The organism is Stenotrophomonas sp. YJH_SMC_10 (genome assembly GCF_059371555.1).
In genome coordinates this window covers 1-15,894 of sequence record NZ_JCAFUS010000023.1, presented here as the reverse complement: position 1 = coordinate 15,894, position 15,894 = coordinate 1, and the positions used below count along the sequence as shown (strand labels likewise).

Annotated in this window: 17 protein-coding genes; all 17 read right to left on the bottom strand. The window is 68.8% G+C overall.

Annotated features, from left to right (window positions below):
* Positions 1–6: 6 nt before the first annotated feature.
* Positions 7–522, bottom strand: coding sequence for a flagellar basal body-associated FliL family protein (locus AC5P9C_RS19545; RefSeq protein WP_049441913.1), 516 nt, complete (start codon positions 520–522; stop codon positions 7–9).
* Between the two features lie 193 nt (positions 523–715).
* On the bottom strand, positions 716–1,888 hold the full coding sequence (locus AC5P9C_RS19540) for a flagellar hook-length control protein FliK (protein ID WP_312556983.1): 1,173 nt from the start codon (positions 1,886–1,888) through the stop codon (positions 716–718).
* Positions 1,888–2,355: a flagellar export protein FliJ gene (gene fliJ, locus AC5P9C_RS19535; RefSeq protein WP_021203862.1), complete on the bottom strand. Its 468-nt coding sequence runs from the start codon at positions 2,353–2,355 to the stop codon at positions 1,888–1,890. The genes AC5P9C_RS19540 and fliJ overlap by 1 nt, the downstream gene beginning before the upstream one ends.
* 3 nt (positions 2,356–2,358) lie before the next feature.
* A complete protein-coding gene (locus AC5P9C_RS19530) occupies positions 2,359–3,744 on the bottom strand; it encodes a FliI/YscN family ATPase (protein WP_014647044.1) in 1,386 nt (461 codons plus the stop codon).
* Positions 3,741–4,382 (bottom strand): FliH/SctL family protein, encoded by a 642-nt coding sequence (locus AC5P9C_RS19525; RefSeq protein WP_414615246.1) that lies wholly within the window; start codon positions 4,380–4,382, stop codon positions 3,741–3,743. The genes AC5P9C_RS19530 and AC5P9C_RS19525 overlap by 4 nt, the downstream gene beginning before the upstream one ends.
* On the bottom strand, positions 4,379–5,365 hold the full coding sequence (gene fliG / locus AC5P9C_RS19520) for a flagellar motor switch protein FliG (RefSeq protein ID WP_024958226.1): 987 nt from the start codon (positions 5,363–5,365) through the stop codon (positions 4,379–4,381). Before fliG ends, AC5P9C_RS19525 begins: the two co-directional genes overlap by 4 nt.
* A gap of 7 nt (positions 5,366–5,372) precedes the next feature.
* Positions 5,373–7,019: a flagellar basal-body MS-ring/collar protein FliF gene (fliF, locus tag AC5P9C_RS19515; RefSeq protein ID WP_049466159.1), complete on the bottom strand. Its 1,647-nt coding sequence runs from the start codon at positions 7,017–7,019 to the stop codon at positions 5,373–5,375.
* 13 nt (positions 7,020–7,032) lie between these two features.
* Complete coding sequence (gene fliE, locus AC5P9C_RS19510; RefSeq protein WP_014037113.1) at positions 7,033–7,398, bottom strand: flagellar hook-basal body complex protein FliE; 366 nt, start codon at positions 7,396–7,398, stop codon at positions 7,033–7,035.
* A 741-nt stretch (positions 7,399–8,139) separates the two neighbouring features.
* On the bottom strand, positions 8,140–9,645 hold the full coding sequence (locus AC5P9C_RS19505; protein WP_150826579.1) for a sigma-54 dependent transcriptional regulator: 1,506 nt from the start codon (positions 9,643–9,645) through the stop codon (positions 8,140–8,142).
* On the bottom strand, positions 9,642–10,019 hold the full coding sequence (locus AC5P9C_RS19500; RefSeq protein ID WP_005409556.1) for a response regulator: 378 nt from the start codon (positions 10,017–10,019) through the stop codon (positions 9,642–9,644). Before AC5P9C_RS19500 ends, AC5P9C_RS19505 begins: the two co-directional genes overlap by 4 nt.
* 14 nt (positions 10,020–10,033) lie before the next feature.
* Positions 10,034–11,443: an RNA polymerase factor sigma-54 gene (rpoN, locus tag AC5P9C_RS19495; RefSeq protein WP_150826580.1), complete on the bottom strand. Its 1,410-nt coding sequence runs from the start codon at positions 11,441–11,443 to the stop codon at positions 10,034–10,036.
* Positions 11,444–11,764: 321 nt separating this feature from the next.
* Positions 11,765–12,397, bottom strand: a complete 633-nt coding sequence (locus AC5P9C_RS19490) for a response regulator (protein WP_032959406.1) — start codon at positions 12,395–12,397, stop codon at positions 11,765–11,767.
* A 92-nt stretch (positions 12,398–12,489) separates the two neighbouring features.
* Positions 12,490–13,068: a PilZ domain-containing protein gene (locus tag AC5P9C_RS19485; RefSeq protein WP_049466167.1), complete on the bottom strand. Its 579-nt coding sequence runs from the start codon at positions 13,066–13,068 to the stop codon at positions 12,490–12,492.
* Positions 13,065–13,358 carry a hypothetical protein gene (locus AC5P9C_RS19480; RefSeq protein WP_049466169.1) on the bottom strand — a complete coding sequence of 98 codons (294 nt, stop codon included), beginning with the start codon at positions 13,356–13,358 and terminating at the stop codon, positions 13,065–13,067. Before AC5P9C_RS19480 ends, AC5P9C_RS19485 begins: the two co-directional genes overlap by 4 nt.
* Positions 13,355–13,771 (bottom strand): flagellar export chaperone FliS, encoded by a 417-nt coding sequence (gene fliS, locus AC5P9C_RS19475; RefSeq protein ID WP_005416447.1) that lies wholly within the window; start codon positions 13,769–13,771, stop codon positions 13,355–13,357. The genes AC5P9C_RS19480 and fliS overlap by 4 nt, the downstream gene beginning before the upstream one ends.
* Before the next feature lie 128 nt (positions 13,772–13,899).
* Complete coding sequence (gene fliD / locus AC5P9C_RS19470) at positions 13,900–15,315, bottom strand: flagellar filament capping protein FliD (RefSeq protein WP_343542059.1); 1,416 nt, start codon at positions 15,313–15,315, stop codon at positions 13,900–13,902.
* 441 nt (positions 15,316–15,756) lie between these two features.
* The coding region (locus AC5P9C_RS19465; protein ID WP_279923195.1) for a flagellin at positions 15,757–15,894 on the bottom strand (138 nt) is incomplete at its 5' end.

The following is a 15,894-nucleotide window of genomic DNA, read 5'->3' as shown; positions in this document are numbered from 1 at the left end:
GGGCCCTTACTGGGTCACGAAGCTGGTGAACAGCAGATCGTCGGCGCCGTTGCTGCCGGTCTCGGCCTTGAGCACCTTCTGCACCTCGGCCAGCGAACTGGCCTGCAGCTTCTGCTTGCCGGCGACATCGGCGATCTGGTCCGGGCTGACCTGCGAGAACAGCATCAACAGGCGCGCGCGGATGGCCGGGGCATGGGTCTTGATCGCTTCCAATGCGGCCGGGTCGCGGGTCATCAGCTGGACCTCCAGCTGCAGGTAGCGCGGGCCGTCGACCGGGCCATTGAGGTTGACCACGAACGCCGGGTCCAGCGCGAAGTACTGCGCCGGGGCCGGGGTCGCGCTCTTCTTCGGCGCCTGCGCGGTCTTCTCTTCGTGCTTGGACTGGGTGAAGAACCACACGCCGCCACCAGCGGCAGCGGCAGCCAGTACGGCCACCAGTGCGGTGATCAGGATCGGACTGCGCGGCTTGGCGGCCTTGTCCTTCTCGGCGGTCTTCTTGGTTTTGTCAGCGGCTGCGGCCACGGGGTGAAGCTCCTGAGGGTTGCTTCACCGGGATATGCAAGGGGTGTGCCGAAGGCGGGGCAGTCGGGTGCGACGGAATTCCGTCGGAGGCGCGGACGGGAGGGTGCCGATCCTCGCTGGCGCTAGTGCAGGGTGCCCGGGCGGGTGCCAACCGCCCAGCGCTGGTGGGTGCCAACCTTGGTTGGCACGCCTGTCAGGCGTAGGCGTCCAGCAAGCCGCGCTGGCGGATCAACTGCGCGGCCGACACGCTGGCGTCGCCCGGCGTCGGTTCTCCGTCGCCGCTCATGCTGCCGCCACCGGGCTGGCCCGACGCATTGCCGTCACCGCCCGGTGCTTGGTGGCCGACGTCGGCGTGGGCCAGCTGGAAGCCCTGTTCGCCCAGCAGCTCGCGCAGCCGCGGAAGGCTGCTTTCCAGTGCCTGCCGCACGTCCACGTGCGGGCTGCTGAAGCTGGCATGCACCTTGTCGCCGTTCAACTGCAGGCGCACGTCGACCGGGCCCAGGTCGTCCGGGCTCAGGCGAATGTGGGCGTGGCCGATCTTCTGGTCGGCCAGCCAGCCCAGACGTGCGCCGATGGCCTGATCGAAGCCCTCGTCGCCGAGCACGGGCTTGGGCGTCGGTTCGCCATTGAAGATCGCGGTGCCGGTGGCGAGTGCGGCCTTCAGGTCCTGCACGGCGGCCGCTGGCGGTGCGTGCAGCAGCGGCGCACTGGCGCGGTCGCCAACGGCGGCCACGTCGCTGCCTTCGGCGCGCTCGCTGCGCTTGCCGGGCAGGATCATCTCCGGCAGGGGCAGTGCGGTGGCGTCGTCAGCGTTGGTGGGCGCCGGTTTGCCGTCGGCCGCCACTGGCGCTGCGCTTGCCGCTGCCGGCGCGGCTGCAGGCAGTGCCGTGTTCGCGGCAGGGGGAGCGGGCAGCGCGCTACCGTCGCTGGCCAGCGATGGCGCAGCGGTGGTCGGCAGGGCGGCGGCCGGATCCACGGGCGTCGGCATCGCCAGCACCAGGCCGGCCAGGCCGAGCGGTGGCCACGGGGCGTCCTCGGTTGCGGCAGGCTTGTCCTTGTCGGTGCCGGCTCCAGCCGGGGTCACGGCAACGGGCGGCAGCGGCGACGTTTCAGCGGTTGCCGCTTCGCCGTCTGCGTTGCGTTCGCCCGGTGCCTGGCCATGGCTGTCGGCGGTCGATGGCTGGCTGGGCGTGGATGGCGTCGGCGTCGGCGTCGTGGCGCCGCCGGCAGGCGCAGGCGAAGAGGGTGCGCCACCCTGCAGCAGTTGGCTGAAGTCCTTGCCGCCTTCGCTGCGCGGGGTACGCGCGGCGCTGTTGCTGGCGGCTGGCGTGGCGGTGTTGGCGCTGCTGGCGAGCGGAGCGGGCATCACGGGCGGCCTCCCTGCTCGGTGCCGTCCTGGTCTTCGGCCTGCACCAGGCGCGCACGCCGCGCACCGATATCGTCCATCTCGCGCTGGTCGCGGCGGTCGGTCACCACCTTTTCCTGCGCGCGGTAGCTGGCGGCCAGCTGCTCCAGCACCGCCTTGTCACGGCTGGCCAGGATCAGGCGCGCGCGCTCGGCCTCCACCTTTTCGCGGTTGCCGTTGACCGTGGCCTGCTGCTGCTCGACCGCACTGTCCAGGCGATCAAGGAAGGCGCGGCGGTTCAGCAGCTGTGCCGGGCTGGTCGCTGCCATCTGGGCGTTGGCGTACTCCTCGGCATAGCGGCGCAGTTCGTCCAGGCGCGACAGATGGGTGTCGAGCACGCGCTGGCGTTCGGCCAGGTCGCGGGCGACCGCGTCCTCGTGTTCCTGGGCCCGCTTGAGCAGGGGATCGATGCGCTTGGACTGGTTCATGGCTTAACTCTCTTGTTCCACCAGGCGCTGCAGCGCCGCCTGGCTGTGCGGGAGATCTGCGGCCTTGGCAACGTCCTGGCCGAGGAACTCCATGATTTCCGGCCAGCGTTCCAGGGCTTCGTCGGTGGCCGCGTCGTTGCCGCGCTGGTAGGCACCGATCGCGATCAGGTCCCGGTTGGCCGAGTAGGCCGAGACCAGTCGCTTCAGCTTGCGGATGCGCAGGCGCCACGGCTCGTCGGCGATTTCCGTGACCACGCGGCTGACCGACGATTCGACGTCGATGGCCGGGTACAGGCCGCTGTCGGCCACGCGGCGCGAAAGCAGGATGTGGCCATCGAGGATCGCGCGCGCGGCGTCGGCGATCGGGTCCTGTGGATCATCGCCTTCGGTCAGTACGGTGTAGAACGCGGTGATCGAGCCGCGGCCCTTTGCGCCGTTGCCGGCGCGCTCGACCAGCGCCGGCAGCTTGGCGAACACCGACGGCGGGTAGCCGCGGGTGGTCGGCGGTTCGCCAACCGACAGCCCGATCTCGCGCTGCGCCTGCGCAAAGCGGGTCAGCGAGTCCATCAGCAGCAGCACGTTCAGGCCCTGGTCGCGGAACCACTCGGCGATGGCGGTGGCACGGTAGGCACCGTGCAGGCGCGCCAACGGTGGCCGGTCGGCAGGGCTGGCCACCACCACCGCGCGGCGCAGGCCTTCCTCGCCCAGCGTGGTCTCGACGAAGTCGCGAACTTCGCGGCCACGTTCACCGATCAGGCCGACCACGATCACATCGGCGGCGGTGTAGCGGGTCATCATGCCCAGCAGCGTCGACTTGCCGACGCCGGAGCCGGCGAACAGGCCGACACGCTGGCCGCGGCCGATCGGCAGCAGCGCGTTGATCGCGCGCACGCCCACGTCCAGCGGCTGGGTGATCGGTTCACGCGCCAGCGGGTTGATCGACACGCCGGCCATGCCGACGTGGCCTTCGGCGCGGATCGGCCCCTTGCCGTCCAGCGGCACGCCGTCGCTGTCGATGACGCGGCCGAGCAGGCCTTCGCCCACTTCCACGCCGCCCCGGCGCGCCGACGGCACCACCCGCGCATTGGGCAGCAGGCCATGCAGTTCGGCGCTGGGCATCAGGTAGGTGCGTTCGCCGGCGAAGCCGACCACTTCGGCATCGACCCAGCCGCCATCGACCACTTCCACCTTGCAGCTGGCGCCCAGCGGCGCCTCGCAGCCGACCGCTTCCAGGGTCAGGCCGACCGCGCGGCGCAGCACGCCCTCGCGGATCAGCCCACGGCCATGCGCGGTATCCACGCGCAGGCCATCCAGGCGCCGGGCCAGGCGCAGGTTGCGGGCCACGGCCCAGTCGGCCGGCGGCGGCGTCGTTTGCGGTGCAGCGCTCATGCCGTCGCTCCGGTCTGGCGGATCACCGCATCCAGCGCACCGCGCAGGCGGGCCTCCAGGGTACCGTCGATGCGCACCGCTTCGGCGTGCACGCGCAGGTCGCCACGACTGAGGCTGGTATCCGGTACCAGGCGCTGCGCCGGCGACAGGTTCAGCAACGGAGCGAGCGCGGCGATGTCATCCGGATGCAGCCGCACTTCCACCTCGCGCGTGCTGCCGCCCACGGCGTCGATCGCTTCGCCGACCAGCTGCGCCAGCAGTGCCGGCTCCGCCTCGTAGGCGCGGCCGACCAGCGCCCCGGCGATGCGCACCGCCAGTTCGCCAAGGGCGCCGACCACTTCGTTCTCCAGCCGCACCAGCGGCCGGCTGAAGTTGTCGAGGATGCCTTCGATCTGCGCGGCGAGGCGACGCACCTCGGCCTGGCCCTGGCCGTAGCCTTCGGCATGGCCCTGATCGAATCCTTCCTTCTCGGCGCTGTCCTGGATTGCCTGGATTTCCTCCAGGGTCGGCAGCTGCAGCGGCGGCTCCGGTTCGTGTTCCGGGTCCTGCTCGGTGAGTTCGAACGCGTCCTCCTGCTCCAGCACCGGTTCGGGCTGGGCCAGCAGGTCCGGGGCAAGCCAGCGCACGACGTTGCTCACAGCATGGCCTCCGCGCTGCCGCCGATGGTGACGGTGCCTTCATCGGCCATGCGCTTGACGATGGCCAGGATCTCGCGCTGCGCGCCTTCCACGTCGGACAGGCGCACCGGTCCGCGGGCCTCCATGTCTTCCAGCAGGATCTCGGCCGCGCGCTGCGACATGTTGCGGGTGATCTTGTCGCGCACCTTGATATCGGCGCCGCGCAGGGCCAGGCCCAGGCGCTCGCCGCTGACTTCGCGCAGCACCAGCTGCATCTCGCGGTCGTCCAGGTCGACCAGATCGTCGAAGACGAACATCAGGTCCTGGATGCGGTTGCTCAGCGGCGCATCGATGCGCGCGATCTCGCCCAGGATGGCCTGGTCCTGGCCGCTGTCCATGAAGTTCAGGATGTTGGCCGCGCACTGCACGCCACCGATGTTCGACGACTTCAGGTTCTGGTTGCCGGCGAACTGGCGCTCCATGATCTCGTTGAGTTCATTGAGCGCGTTCGGCGGGATGCCGTCGAGGGTGGCGATGCGCAGCAGCACGTCCACGCGGGTGCGATCGGGCAGCAGCTTCAGCGCGTCGGCGGCCTGGTCGGTTTCCAGGTGCGCCATCACGATGGCGATGATCTGCGGGTGCTCGTTGCGCACCAGGTCGGCCACCGCGCGCGGGTCCATCCACTTCAGCGCGTCCAGGCCGGTGGTGTTGCGGCCCAGCAGGATGCGGTCGATCAGGTTGCCGGCCTTCTCGCTGCCCAGCGCCTGCACCAGCATGTTGCGGATGTAGTCGTCCGAGCCCACGCCCAGCGAGGTCTTCGAGCCCAGCTCCTGGCCGAACTGGTCCATCACCCGTTCCACCTGCTCGCGGGTGATGTCGGTCATCGTGGCCATGGCGATGCCGATCTTCTGCACTTCCTTGGGTTCCATGTGGCGCAGCACTTCGGCCGCGTCCAGCTCACCCAGCGAAAGCAACAGTACGGCGGCGCGCTGCACGCCGGTCAGGGCTGCCTCAGTCATTGGCCACCCAACCCTTGACCACCTGGGCCACGCGCTTGGAGTCGGTCTTCACGGCTTCACGCGCCATCCGCAGTCGTTCCTCATAAGAATCCACCGGCAAGGCCAGTGCGTCCGGCCCGGCCAGGCTGGCCCGGTCGGCGCCCAGCGCCGGCAGCGGGGTGCCATCGTCATCGACCAGCTGCACGTCTGCGGTGTGCGGCTCCAGTGCCTGCGGGTCGTCCTTCCTGTTCTGGCCGGTGATCGCGCGCAGCGCCGGGCGCAGTACGCCGAACAGCAGCGCCAGCACCACCACCGCGCCCAGCAGCATGCGGCCGGCATCGTGCACCCACGGCAGCTCCCACCACGCCGGGCCTTCCTCAGGCGTGGTCTCGCGCACGAACGGGGCATTCATCACCGACACGGTGTCGCCACGCTCGGCGTTGAAGCCGACGGCCTGCTTGACCAGCGCTTCGACGCGGGTCAGTTCGGCAGCCGACAGCGGCTGCGGGCTCATCTTGCCGTTGGCACCGGCACGCGGCACGTTGTCCACCAGCACCGCCACCGAGACGCGCTTGATGCGGCCGGCCGGCTGGCGGGTGTGCTGCAGGGTGCGGTCCAGCTCGTAGTTGCGGGTGGCGTTCTTGCTGCTTTCGGTCGGGGCCTGCGCGGTGGCCGGTGCGGCCTGCTGGCCCGGCGGGCTGTTGCTGGTCGCGCCGGGCACGCCCTGCGGGCCCGGGGTGCTGGTGGTGTTCTCGCTCATCTGCTCGCTGCGCAGCTTCTGCGGTTCACCGTTGTAGAGCTCACGGGCTTCCTCGGTCACCGAGAAATCCATGTCCACGCTCACTTCCGGATTGACCCGGCCGGGGCCGGTCATCGGTTCCAGCAGCTCGCGGATGCGCTGGTTGAACGAGGTTTCCTGGCGGCGCACCTGCTCGAACTGGGCGGCGTTGACCGCCGCTTCGCTGTTCGGGTCGGTGATGCTGAGCATGCGCCCGCTCTGGTCGACCACGGTCACCCGTTCCGGCGCGAGGTCCGGAATGCTGGCCGCGACCATGTGCACGATGGCGTCCACCTGGCTGCGTTCCAGCTGCTGGCCGCCACGCAGTTCCAGGGTGACCGAGGCGCTGGCCACGTCACGCTGGCGGGTGAACGCGCTGGGCTTGGGAATGGCCAGGTGCACGCGTGAATCACGCACCGGGCGCAGCGTGTTGATGGTGCGCGACAGCTCGGTTTCCAGTGCGTGCTGGTAACGCGCACTTTCCACGAACTGGCTGACGCCGAAGCCGGGATCGCGCTCCATCAGCTCGAAGCCGAGCTTGCCGCTGTCGGTCAGGCCGGAGCCGGCCAGCTTCAGGCGAGCGTCGTGCAGGTTCTTTTCCGGCACGGTGATGCCACCGGTGGCCGGGTCGAGTGCGAACGGAATCTGCGCGGCGCGCAGCAGGTCGGTCGCTTCCGCCGTCGCCTTCTGGTCCAGGCCGGTGTACAGCGGGACCATGCCCGGCTTCTGCGACCAGAAGAACACGGACAGGCCTGCCGCCACCGCCACCGCGATCATTGCCATCAGGCCCAGCCGACGGGTGATCTGCAGACTCTGCAGGCGGTCGAACCACTGCCCGGCCTTCTCGGCGTTCAGGCTGTCCTTGGAGAGCGTCAGTGCCATGCGTCTCTATTCCTTACAGCGGCATGTTCATCACGTCCTGGTAAGCCTGGACGAGACGGTTGCGGACTTCCACGGTGGCGCGGAAGGCGATCTGGGACTGCTGCGAAGCGACCATCACCTTGGCCAGGTCGGCGCTGGGGTCGCCCATTTCGAAGGCCTTGGCGAGGGCGCCGGACTTCTGCTGCGCATCGTTGACGCCGGCAATCGCACCACGCAGGGTTTCGGTGAAGCTGGCCGGCTGCACCTGCGGCGCGTCCAGCACCGTGCCCGGCAGGGCATTGCTGCGCGGCGTTTCGCCCAGCGGGTTGAGCGCCGGCTGTCCCATCTGGGTCTGATAGGAGCGGATCTGCGAAAGGATCGAAGTGACGGAGTGGGACATCTGCAACGGTTCCAGAAACAGGGATGGGGTTGTCTGCTAGAGCCAGTGCAAGTGCCGTGCCGAAACCGGTTTTCGATTCAGTGACGTGAGGAGGTTGGATGTGCGTGCGGGGTTGCACCCCGCGCCCCGCGGTAGTGCCGGCCGCTGGCCGGCAACCTCAACGGCAACGGCCGAAGCCGGAGCAACAGCAGAAGCGGGTCTACTGAGGGATGGCGGGGTGGGTCCGGCTACGGGGACGCCGTAAACCCGTCCTTGGGGGCTTGGCCGCGGCATCCATGCCGCGGACACCCCGCAACCGGACCCACCCCGCCTTCGACAGGTGGCCGAGATCTGTTGGAACCTGCTACTGATGGTGGGTGCCGACCGTTGGTTGGCACGGGGTCGGATCCCGTTGCAACGCAACGGGCTCTGACCCCATTGGCGGCGCCATTTAACCGGCGTCGGTTTTCTGGCCTATAGCTGCAGGGTCCATCGGCCGGAATTCTGGCGCTGGCGCGGCGCGATGGGGCCCGCGTGCTGGGTGTCGACGAAACGGCCCTGGCGATGGCTCTGGCCGGTCAACAGCAAGGTGTAGGGGGCGGGGCGCTGGTTGCGGCAGCTGCGGCCGATGTGGCCATCGGTGCGCGGAACGTCCGGGGCCAGATCCGTTTCCTGCGCAAAGGGATCTGACCCCGGGCACTACAAACACCAACGCCCGGGCAAGCCCAGGCGTTCGTGCCCCCTTCATGCTGATACCGCGGTTCAGCCGGCCAGCTCGGCCTGCTCGCGCTCGATGCCGTACTTGCGCAGCTTTTCCACCAGGGTGGTGCGGCGCAGGCCAAGCAGCTGGGCGGCGTGGGCGACCACGCCCTGGGTGCGTTCCAGTGCTTCGTTGATCAGGCCCAGTTCGATGTTGGCCATGTGGTTGCGCAGGTCCAGGCCATCGTCGGGCAGTGCCGCCGGCGCCGCCGGGCGATTGACGGCGATACCGTGTTCCAGCGCCGGCTGGTTGCCGCTGCCCGGGGTGTGGAACGAGAAGCTGCGCAGGTCCAGGCGGTCTTCGCTGGCCACCGGTGCTGCCGGTGCCGGTGCGGCCACCGCGGCCAGTGCGGCGTCGCCACGATAGCGGGCCGGCAGGTCCTGTACGCGCACCGAGCCACCCGGATGCAGCACCGCCAGGCGCTCGACAAGGTTGGTCAGCTCGCGCACGTTGCCCGGCCATTCGTAGCTGGACAGCGCCTGCAGCGCTTCGGCAGTGAAGCGCACTTCGCCACGGCCGGTGCGGGCCAGCTGCGCGGCGATGGTTTCCACCAGCGCCGGCAGGTCCTCGCGGCGCTCGCGCAGCGCGGGCACTTCGATCGGGAACACGTTGAGGCGGTAGAACAGATCCTCGCGGAACTTGCCCTCGGCGATGCGGGTCTCCAGGTCGCGGTGGGTCGCGGCCACCACGCGCACGTTGCAGCGGATGGTCTGGTTGCCACCGACGCGCTCGAAGCTGCGTTCCTGCAGCACGCGCAGCAGCTTCACCTGCATCGGCAGGCTCATGTCGCCGATTTCGTCGAGCAGCAGCGTGCCGCCCTCGGCCATTTCGAAACGGCCCTTGCGCGCGGTCAGTGCGCCAGTGAAGGCACCCTTTTCGTGGCCGAACAGTTCGCTTTCCAGCAGGTCGGCCGGAATGGCGCCGCAGTTGATTGCCACGAACGGGCCATCGCGGCGCGGCGAGCGCTGGTGGATCGCGCGTGACACCACTTCCTTGCCGGTACCGGATTCACCCAGCACCAGCACGGTGGTATCGAACGCGGCGACCTGTTCGATCATGGTGCGCAGCGCGGTCACCGCCGGGCCGTTGCCGGTAGGGCCCTGGTCCTGCGCGGCACCGGCCTGGTGCTCGGCGTCCAGGCGCTTGAGGCTGGCACGGCGCAGCAGGGCCTCCATCTGCGCATGGCGCAGCGGCGTTTCCAGCGGCCAGATGTTGGCTTCGTGCAGGCCGTGCTGCTGGGCAAAGGCAGCGGCATCACCGTCGGCCAGCAGCACCGGCGGCGGCAGGCTGCTGCCGCCCAGCCAGTGGTACAGCGCGGTACTGGCAGCGCTGTCGTCCAGGCTGCCGACGATCACCGCCATCCAGTCGTTCTGGCGCTGGCGGCCCAGGTCGAAGTCGGCTGCGTCGGACACCCAGCGCGGGTTGAAGTCCATGAATTCCAGCAGGGCAACGGTGCGCTCTGCGCGCACGGCGTCGTTGTCCAGCACCAGGATGCGCGATTCGCTCACGACTGTTCCTCCCTGAGGCCTTCCAGGATCGGCATGACTTCCTGGATGTAGGACAGCTTGCTGACAAAGTTGTCGGCGCCGGCGCGCAGCGCGTGTTCGCGGTGCTCGGCGTCGTCGAAGTGGCTGGCGATCACGATGTACGGCGCATCGTCCTGCGACTTGATCAGGCGGGTGGCCTGCAGGCCCCCCATTTCCGGCATGGCCAGATCCATCAGCACCACCTGCGGGCGCAGCGTTTCCGAGCGCTCGATCGCTTCCAGGCCGTTGCCGGCGCTGCCGACGATCTGCAGCCAGTCGATCTTGCGGAAGTGGCGCATCGCCGCGTTGATGAAGCCCTCGTGGTCATCGACCAGCAGGACCGTGAGCTTGTTCATGTCCAACATCCTTTTCAGCCCACCCGGGCCAGCTGGGGTTGCCTGGCGCTGAGCCGGCGCCGTTCGCGGGCCGGGGCGATATCCAGTTGTTCTCGGTATTTTGCGACGGTTCGGCGGGCAATGTTCACCCCCTGGCGCGACAGCAGGCCGGCAATGGCCTCATCGGCCAGCGGGCGGCCGGCCGGTTCGGCGTCGATCAGGCGGCGGACCATGGCCTTCACCGCCTGGCCAGAGACGCTGGCGCCCTCCAGGCGCACGGCGAAGAAGTGCTTCAGCTCGAAGGTGCCGCGCGGGGTCTGCAGGAACTTGCCGGTGGTGATGCGCGAGACGGTGGACTCATGCATGCCGATTTCCTCGGCCACTTCCTTCAGGGTCAACGGCGCCATGGCCTCTTCGCCGCGCACCAGGAAGGCGGCCTGGCGCTCGACGATCACCCGCGCCGTACGCAGCAGGGTGTCGTAGCGCATCGACAGGCCACGGCTGAACCAGCGCGCCTCCTGCAGCATCTCGCGCAGCGCCGGGGCGGCGTCGCTGGTTTCGGCCAGCACCTGTTCGTACTGGCTGTTGATCGACACGCGACGGCTGGTGGCCGGGTTCAGGGCGACCTTCCACTGCCCGTCGGCGTGCCAGGCGACGACGTCCGGCACCACTACCGCGTTGCGTTCGGGCAGCAGGCTGTCGCCCGGGCGCGGCTGCAGCGAGAGGATCAGGCGCACGGCCTCGCGGACGTCGTCGATCTCGGCATCGTGCAGGCGGGCGAGGGCGGGGTAGTCGTGCGCGGCCAGCGCTTCGAGCGCGCCGTCGAGAATGCGGGCGGCCAGGTGGCGGGCCGGCACGACGCCGTGCAGGCTGCGCAGTTGCGCCTGCAGGCCTTCGCGCAGGTCCTGGGCGGCCATGCCTGCGGGCTCGCCATGCAGCAGCTGCTGGCGGATGGCTTCCACCCCGTCGGCAGCGATGTCGAACTGGGCACTGGCCAGCAGCTGCAGCTGTGCCAGCGGCGCCTGCAGGTAGCCTGCCTCGTCGCACTGGTCCAGCCAGAAGGCGGCGACCGCCAGCTGGCGATCGTCCATGTCCAGCGACAGGCGCTGCAGCACGCGCAGCTGCGGGTCGGTCGACTCGCCGGCGGCGATGCGCGCCATGCGGTCGTCGTCGCCGTCCTGCCAGCTCGCGCCGGCCACGTCCCACATCGACGGCTCGGGCAGCTCGTCAAAGGCGGCGGTATCGATCGTGGGAGTGCTGGCTTCGGCGGCGTCGGCAGCAGGGGCCTCGGCCTCTTCGATCTCCAGCAGCGGATTGGAGTCCAGCAGGCGCTGGATTTCCTGCTCCAGGTGCAGGCCATCGAGCTGCAGCAGCCGGATCGACTGCAGCAGTTGCGGGGTGAGGTGGAGTTGCTGGCCCAGCTGGGTCGAGAGTGCAGCCTTCATCGTGGTTCCCCGGCACCGCTCCCCGGCGCCTTGTGGAACGCATCTTGCTTTTCATCCGGCGAGGACGGAATCGGGGGGTTCCTGATGCATTTCGTGGAACTCCCGACAGGGTGTAGGGGGATTCCCTACACCGGCGCGGGAAATTGACGAAATGCGACGCCAACTCATTGATTCGTCGTGGCGAAGCCGGTGGGCGCGCGGCGGCTGCGGTACGGATTACTGTCAGGGAATGTCGGGGTGACGGGATTTCGTCGCCGATGCAGGGTGTCGCAGGGTCAGGTCCTTTTCCACGGGAAAGGGAGCTGACCCCGGGACCGGCGCTTACTCGAGCTCGTGCTGATGGCGCGCGGCCAGCAGCAGCAGGTCATTGGCGCGGCGGCAGCCCAGCGATTCCATCATCCGCGCGCGATGGGTTTCCACCGTCTTGACGCTGATGCCGAGATCGGCGGCGATTTCCTTGTTGCTCTCGCCCTTGCCGATGCGGCGCAGGATCTCGCGCTGGCGCGGTGAGAGTGCGGCGATGCCGGTGGGTTTCTCGCGGCCCAGCATCGGCGCCAGCATCTTGGCCGAGATCTGCGGGCTCAGGAACACCTGGCCGGCGTGCGCGGCGCGCAGTGCCAGTTCCAGTTCCTGCGGTGCGGCGTCCTTCACCACAAACCCGACCGCGCCACGATCCAGCGCATCGCGCACGTGGGCGGCATCGTCGTGCATGGTCATCATCACCACCCGGGTACCGGGGGCACGCAGGCGGATGTCGCTGAGCGCTTCCAGCCCGGTGCGGCCCGGCAGCGAGAGGTCCATCAGCACCACGTCCGGTGCGTGCTGCAGGGACAGCTGCAGTGCCTGTTCGGCGTTGCTGGCCTCGGCGACGAGCTGCACGTCGGCAAACCCCTGCAGCAGCCGCGCCAGGCCGGCGCGGACAAGGGTGTGATCGTCGACGATGAGAACTCGCACAGGCACGCAGCAGATCCGTGTAGGGGCATCCACCTTAACTTAGCTGAACGGGCGCGCCAAGGGTCGGCCGTGCAGCGCCAAGGGGGCGGGTTTCAGCGTGCGCGGCGTGCCTCGGCCACCTGGCGGCGGTGCAGGCGGAACAGGTGCCGCTCCATCGCCATCTCCAGGCCGTCGCCCAAGCGCTGGAAGCGCAGCCACAGGAAGTGCCCGCCGCTACCGTCGGCGGCTTCTGCGACGACCTCCACCGGCAGGTCGATGTGGTCGGGCAGCCAGTCGCTGGGCTGCAGGCGCACCACTCCGGCCTGGCCGGGGCTGGCACCGCTGCGCGGACCCAGCTGCAGGCGGATGCCGCGCCGCGACCAGCGCACCGGGCGCAGCGTCAGTTCTTGGCCCTGCTGGCGTACCAGCCGGCCAAGCAGCACCATCGCCAGGTCCAGCTTGGCTTCCAGCCGCTGCAACTGCAGGCTGGCTTCGTTGCGTTCGTCGTGCTCGTCGACGCGGCTGTCCTCGACCAGTGCCAGGCTGCGCAGTAGGCCTTCGGCACTGCTGGTGCGGCCGGCTGCGCTGCCTGCCTGGAACTCGGCCGGCAGCGCCAGTTCGCAGCTGAGCGTTTCGTCGAACAGCTCGCTTTCGGCTGGGTGGTGCAGCGACGTGGTCGGCAACTGGGTCATGCCAGCGATTCTGCCTGCAGGTAGGCATGCGCGGCGCGAAGGGAGCGCTGGCCATCGTTCATCTGCGCGGCTACGGCGTCGCGGCGCTGGCGCAGCAGGCCCAGCAGGCTCTGCTGGCGCTCGAACAGGGCGCTCAGCGGCGCGTGGTCGGCCGCGGTCAGCGGCTGGCTGAGCAGGGCGTGCAGGGTGCTGTCGTGGCCGTCGAGCAGGCTGTCGGCCCGGTCGAGCGCATCATCGCCCAGCGCCTTCTCGAAGGCATCCAGCTGCGCATGCAGCGCGTGCAGGCTCATGGTGCCACCGCGGCGGGGCGGCGCTGTTCGTGCGGGATCGCGTTCCAGGCGCTGTCGATCTCGCCCAGCAGCTGCAGCGATTCATCCAGCGCGGCGCGGTCGTTGTGCAGGTTGGCTTCGGTCAGGCGCTGCAGCACGTAGTCGTACAGCGCCGACAGGTTGCCGGCGATCTCGCCGCCGGCCTCGTGGTCCAGCGAGCCGTTGAGGTGGCCGACGATCGCGCAGACTTCGCCGATCGCCTTGCCCTTGCCGGCCTGGTCACCGCGTTCAAGGCTGGCCAGGGCGCGGCGCACGCGCTCCAGCGCGCCGGCCAGCAGCATCGCCACCAGCTTGTGCGGATCGGCATCGGCGACCGCACTGGTCACCCCCACCTGGCGGTACTGCTCGGCATATTGACGGCTGGAACCGTACATTCGTGATTCTCCTTGCGCGGGGTGCCGTCGGGTGATCGCGGGGACCGGTGCCGACGGCGCGGCGATGATTGCTGTTGCGTCCGTTATCGGTGCATGGCGCGGCAAACTTGAGTGCCGCGCACGTTCCGTCAGCGGTTCAACTGGGCCAGCTGCTGCTGCAGCGCGGTGTTGCTCTGCTGCAGCTTGCCCATCAGGCTGTCCAGCGCCAGGAACTGCTTCTTGTAGCGCTCTTCCACGCTCTTTATGCGCGTGTCGAGGTCCTTGCGGCGCTTGTCGATGTTGTCCAGCGTGGTGTTCAGGCCCTTGGTGCGGGCAACGAAGGCACCTTCCTTGCCGACCGTGGTGCTCACATAACCGTCAACCAGCGTGTACAGCTTGCCGGCGCCGCCGGTATCACCGGTGATCGCCTGGCGCATCTTCTCCGGCTGGCTGGCCAGGGCGGCGGCGAACTTGGTGGTGTCCAGGATCAGCGTGCCGTCGGCATTGGGGTAGCCGCGGGTGTCCAGGCCGATCGCCTTGGCATCGAGCTTGTCACCGGCCAGGTCCTTGAGCACGCTCGACATCACCGAGCGCAGCTGGCTGGTGGCGCCGCGCATCTGCGCATCGCCGGTCAGCGTGGAGGCTTCCTTGGTCTTGGCGTCGTACTTGGTTTCGGTATTGATGGCCGCCAGTGCGGCGTTGTACGCGGTGACGAACTCCTGCATCACCTTGGTCGCCGCAGCAGTGTCGGTGCTGATGGTCACCGTGCTGGTGCCCGGCATCTTCAGGTTCAGGGTCAGGCCCGGGACCGCATCGGCCACCGTATTGCTGGCGCTGACGACCTTGACGCCATCGATGGTCAGCTCGGCATCGGCGGCGGCGGTGTTCTGCTTCAGGCTGTTGACCAGGCCGCCCAGTTTGGCATCGCTGCCGGCGTATTCGAGCTTGATCGCGTTGGCGGCACCGGTCTTTTCCTGGGCGATCGACAGGTACTGGTTGTCGCCGGAACTGATCAGGGTGGCCTGCACGCCTTCCTTGCGGCCGGCCGCGTCGATCTTGTTGCGGATGGTGGTCAGCGTGTCGCCGTCCTCCACCTCCACGTTCATGGTCTTGGCGTTGTCGCCCACGCCGACGGTCAGCGTCAAGGTTCCGGCAGCAAACGTGTCGGTCTTGGGTACCGAAGTGTCGGCGATCAGCTTGTGCGCGGTGGCCAGCGAGGTGACGTTGACCACGTGCGTGCCGTTGGAGGCCGCCGCCTTGGTGGTGCCGACGTCATACAGCGCGACCGACGCCGTCAGGATCTCGTCGGTGCCCTTGTCGCCGCCCTTGCTGGCGGTCACCGTGCGCGTGTCGAACGCGGTGGTGGCCTTCAGTGCGGTCAGCGCCGTCTTCAGCTTGTCGAAGGCCGCGGTGACGGTGCCGATCGACGACAGCTGCATCTTGGCCTTGGACTGCTGCAGGTTCAGCGCATTGTCGGCGGGCTTGCGGTCAGCTGCGACCAGCTGGTTGACGATGCTGGAAATGTCCAGTCCCGAGCCGATGCCACCGTATCCAAAGTCTGCCACGTCGTTTCTCCTGGTATCCGGGCCTGGCCGCTGTGCGGTGGCCCGTCGTCAACGAAAATAGCGGCCTGCGCCGCTGGGTCTTGAGGACTTCGTTGATGCACGTGCCGTGCCAATGCTCTGGCGCAGGTTCTGGCACGCGGGTTGCAGGAGGCCTGGGGCAGGGTGCGGGTGGGTTCACCGCGGGCTGCCGGGGGTCTGCAAAAAACCCTCCCCCAATGCAGGGGAGGGATCAGGCTACTGACAATCGGGGGGAGACGAAGCCGCCCGGTACGTACAGTCAAAGGTACAGCGCTGAAAGAGAGGTCCGCAGGAGCGGGCGATGCCAAGCCGGTTCGGGAGTGATCCCGGGCCGGGCATGGCCCGCGCCTTCGTGCATCGTGGCTTCCCGGTTGCCGCTACCGTCGGTTCGATCCGACGGTAGCGGCGCCTTCTTGCCGTGGATCAGCGCAGCAGGCTGAGCACGCCCTGCGGCACCTGGTTGGCCTGGGCCAGCATGGCCGTACCGGCCTGCTGCAGGATCTGGGTGCGGGTCAGTTCGGCGGTTTCCTTGGCGAAGTCGGTGTCCTTGATGCGGCTGCG

Coding starts and splice junctions, on each gene's coding strand:
- AC5P9C_RS19480 (WP_049466169.1), bottom strand. CDS start 13,358: ATGAGCCTGCACGCGCTGCATGCGCAGCTGGATGCCTTCGAGAAGGCG.
- AC5P9C_RS19540 (WP_312556983.1), bottom strand. CDS start 1,888: ATGCCCGCTCCGCTCGCCAGCAGCGCCAACACCGCCACGCCAGCCGCC.
- fliE (WP_014037113.1), bottom strand. CDS start 7,398: ATGTCCCACTCCGTCACTTCGATCCTTTCGCAGATCCGCTCCTATCAG.
- AC5P9C_RS19530 (WP_014647044.1), bottom strand. CDS start 3,744: ATGAGCGCTGCACCGCAAACGACGCCGCCGCCGGCCGACTGGGCCGTG.
- fliS (WP_005416447.1), bottom strand. CDS start 13,771: ATGTACGGTTCCAGCCGTCAATATGCCGAGCAGTACCGCCAGGTGGGG.
- AC5P9C_RS19500 (WP_005409556.1), bottom strand. CDS start 10,019: ATGAACAAGCTCACGGTCCTGCTGGTCGATGACCACGAGGGCTTCATC.
- AC5P9C_RS19485 (WP_049466167.1), bottom strand. CDS start 13,068: ATGACCCAGTTGCCGACCACGTCGCTGCACCACCCAGCCGAAAGCGAG.
- fliF (WP_049466159.1), bottom strand. CDS start 7,019: ATGGCACTGACGCTCTCCAAGGACAGCCTGAACGCCGAGAAGGCCGGG.
- rpoN (WP_150826580.1), bottom strand. CDS start 11,443: ATGAAGGCTGCACTCTCGACCCAGCTGGGCCAGCAACTCCACCTCACC.
- fliJ (WP_021203862.1), bottom strand. CDS start 2,355: ATGAACCAGTCCAAGCGCATCGATCCCCTGCTCAAGCGGGCCCAGGAA.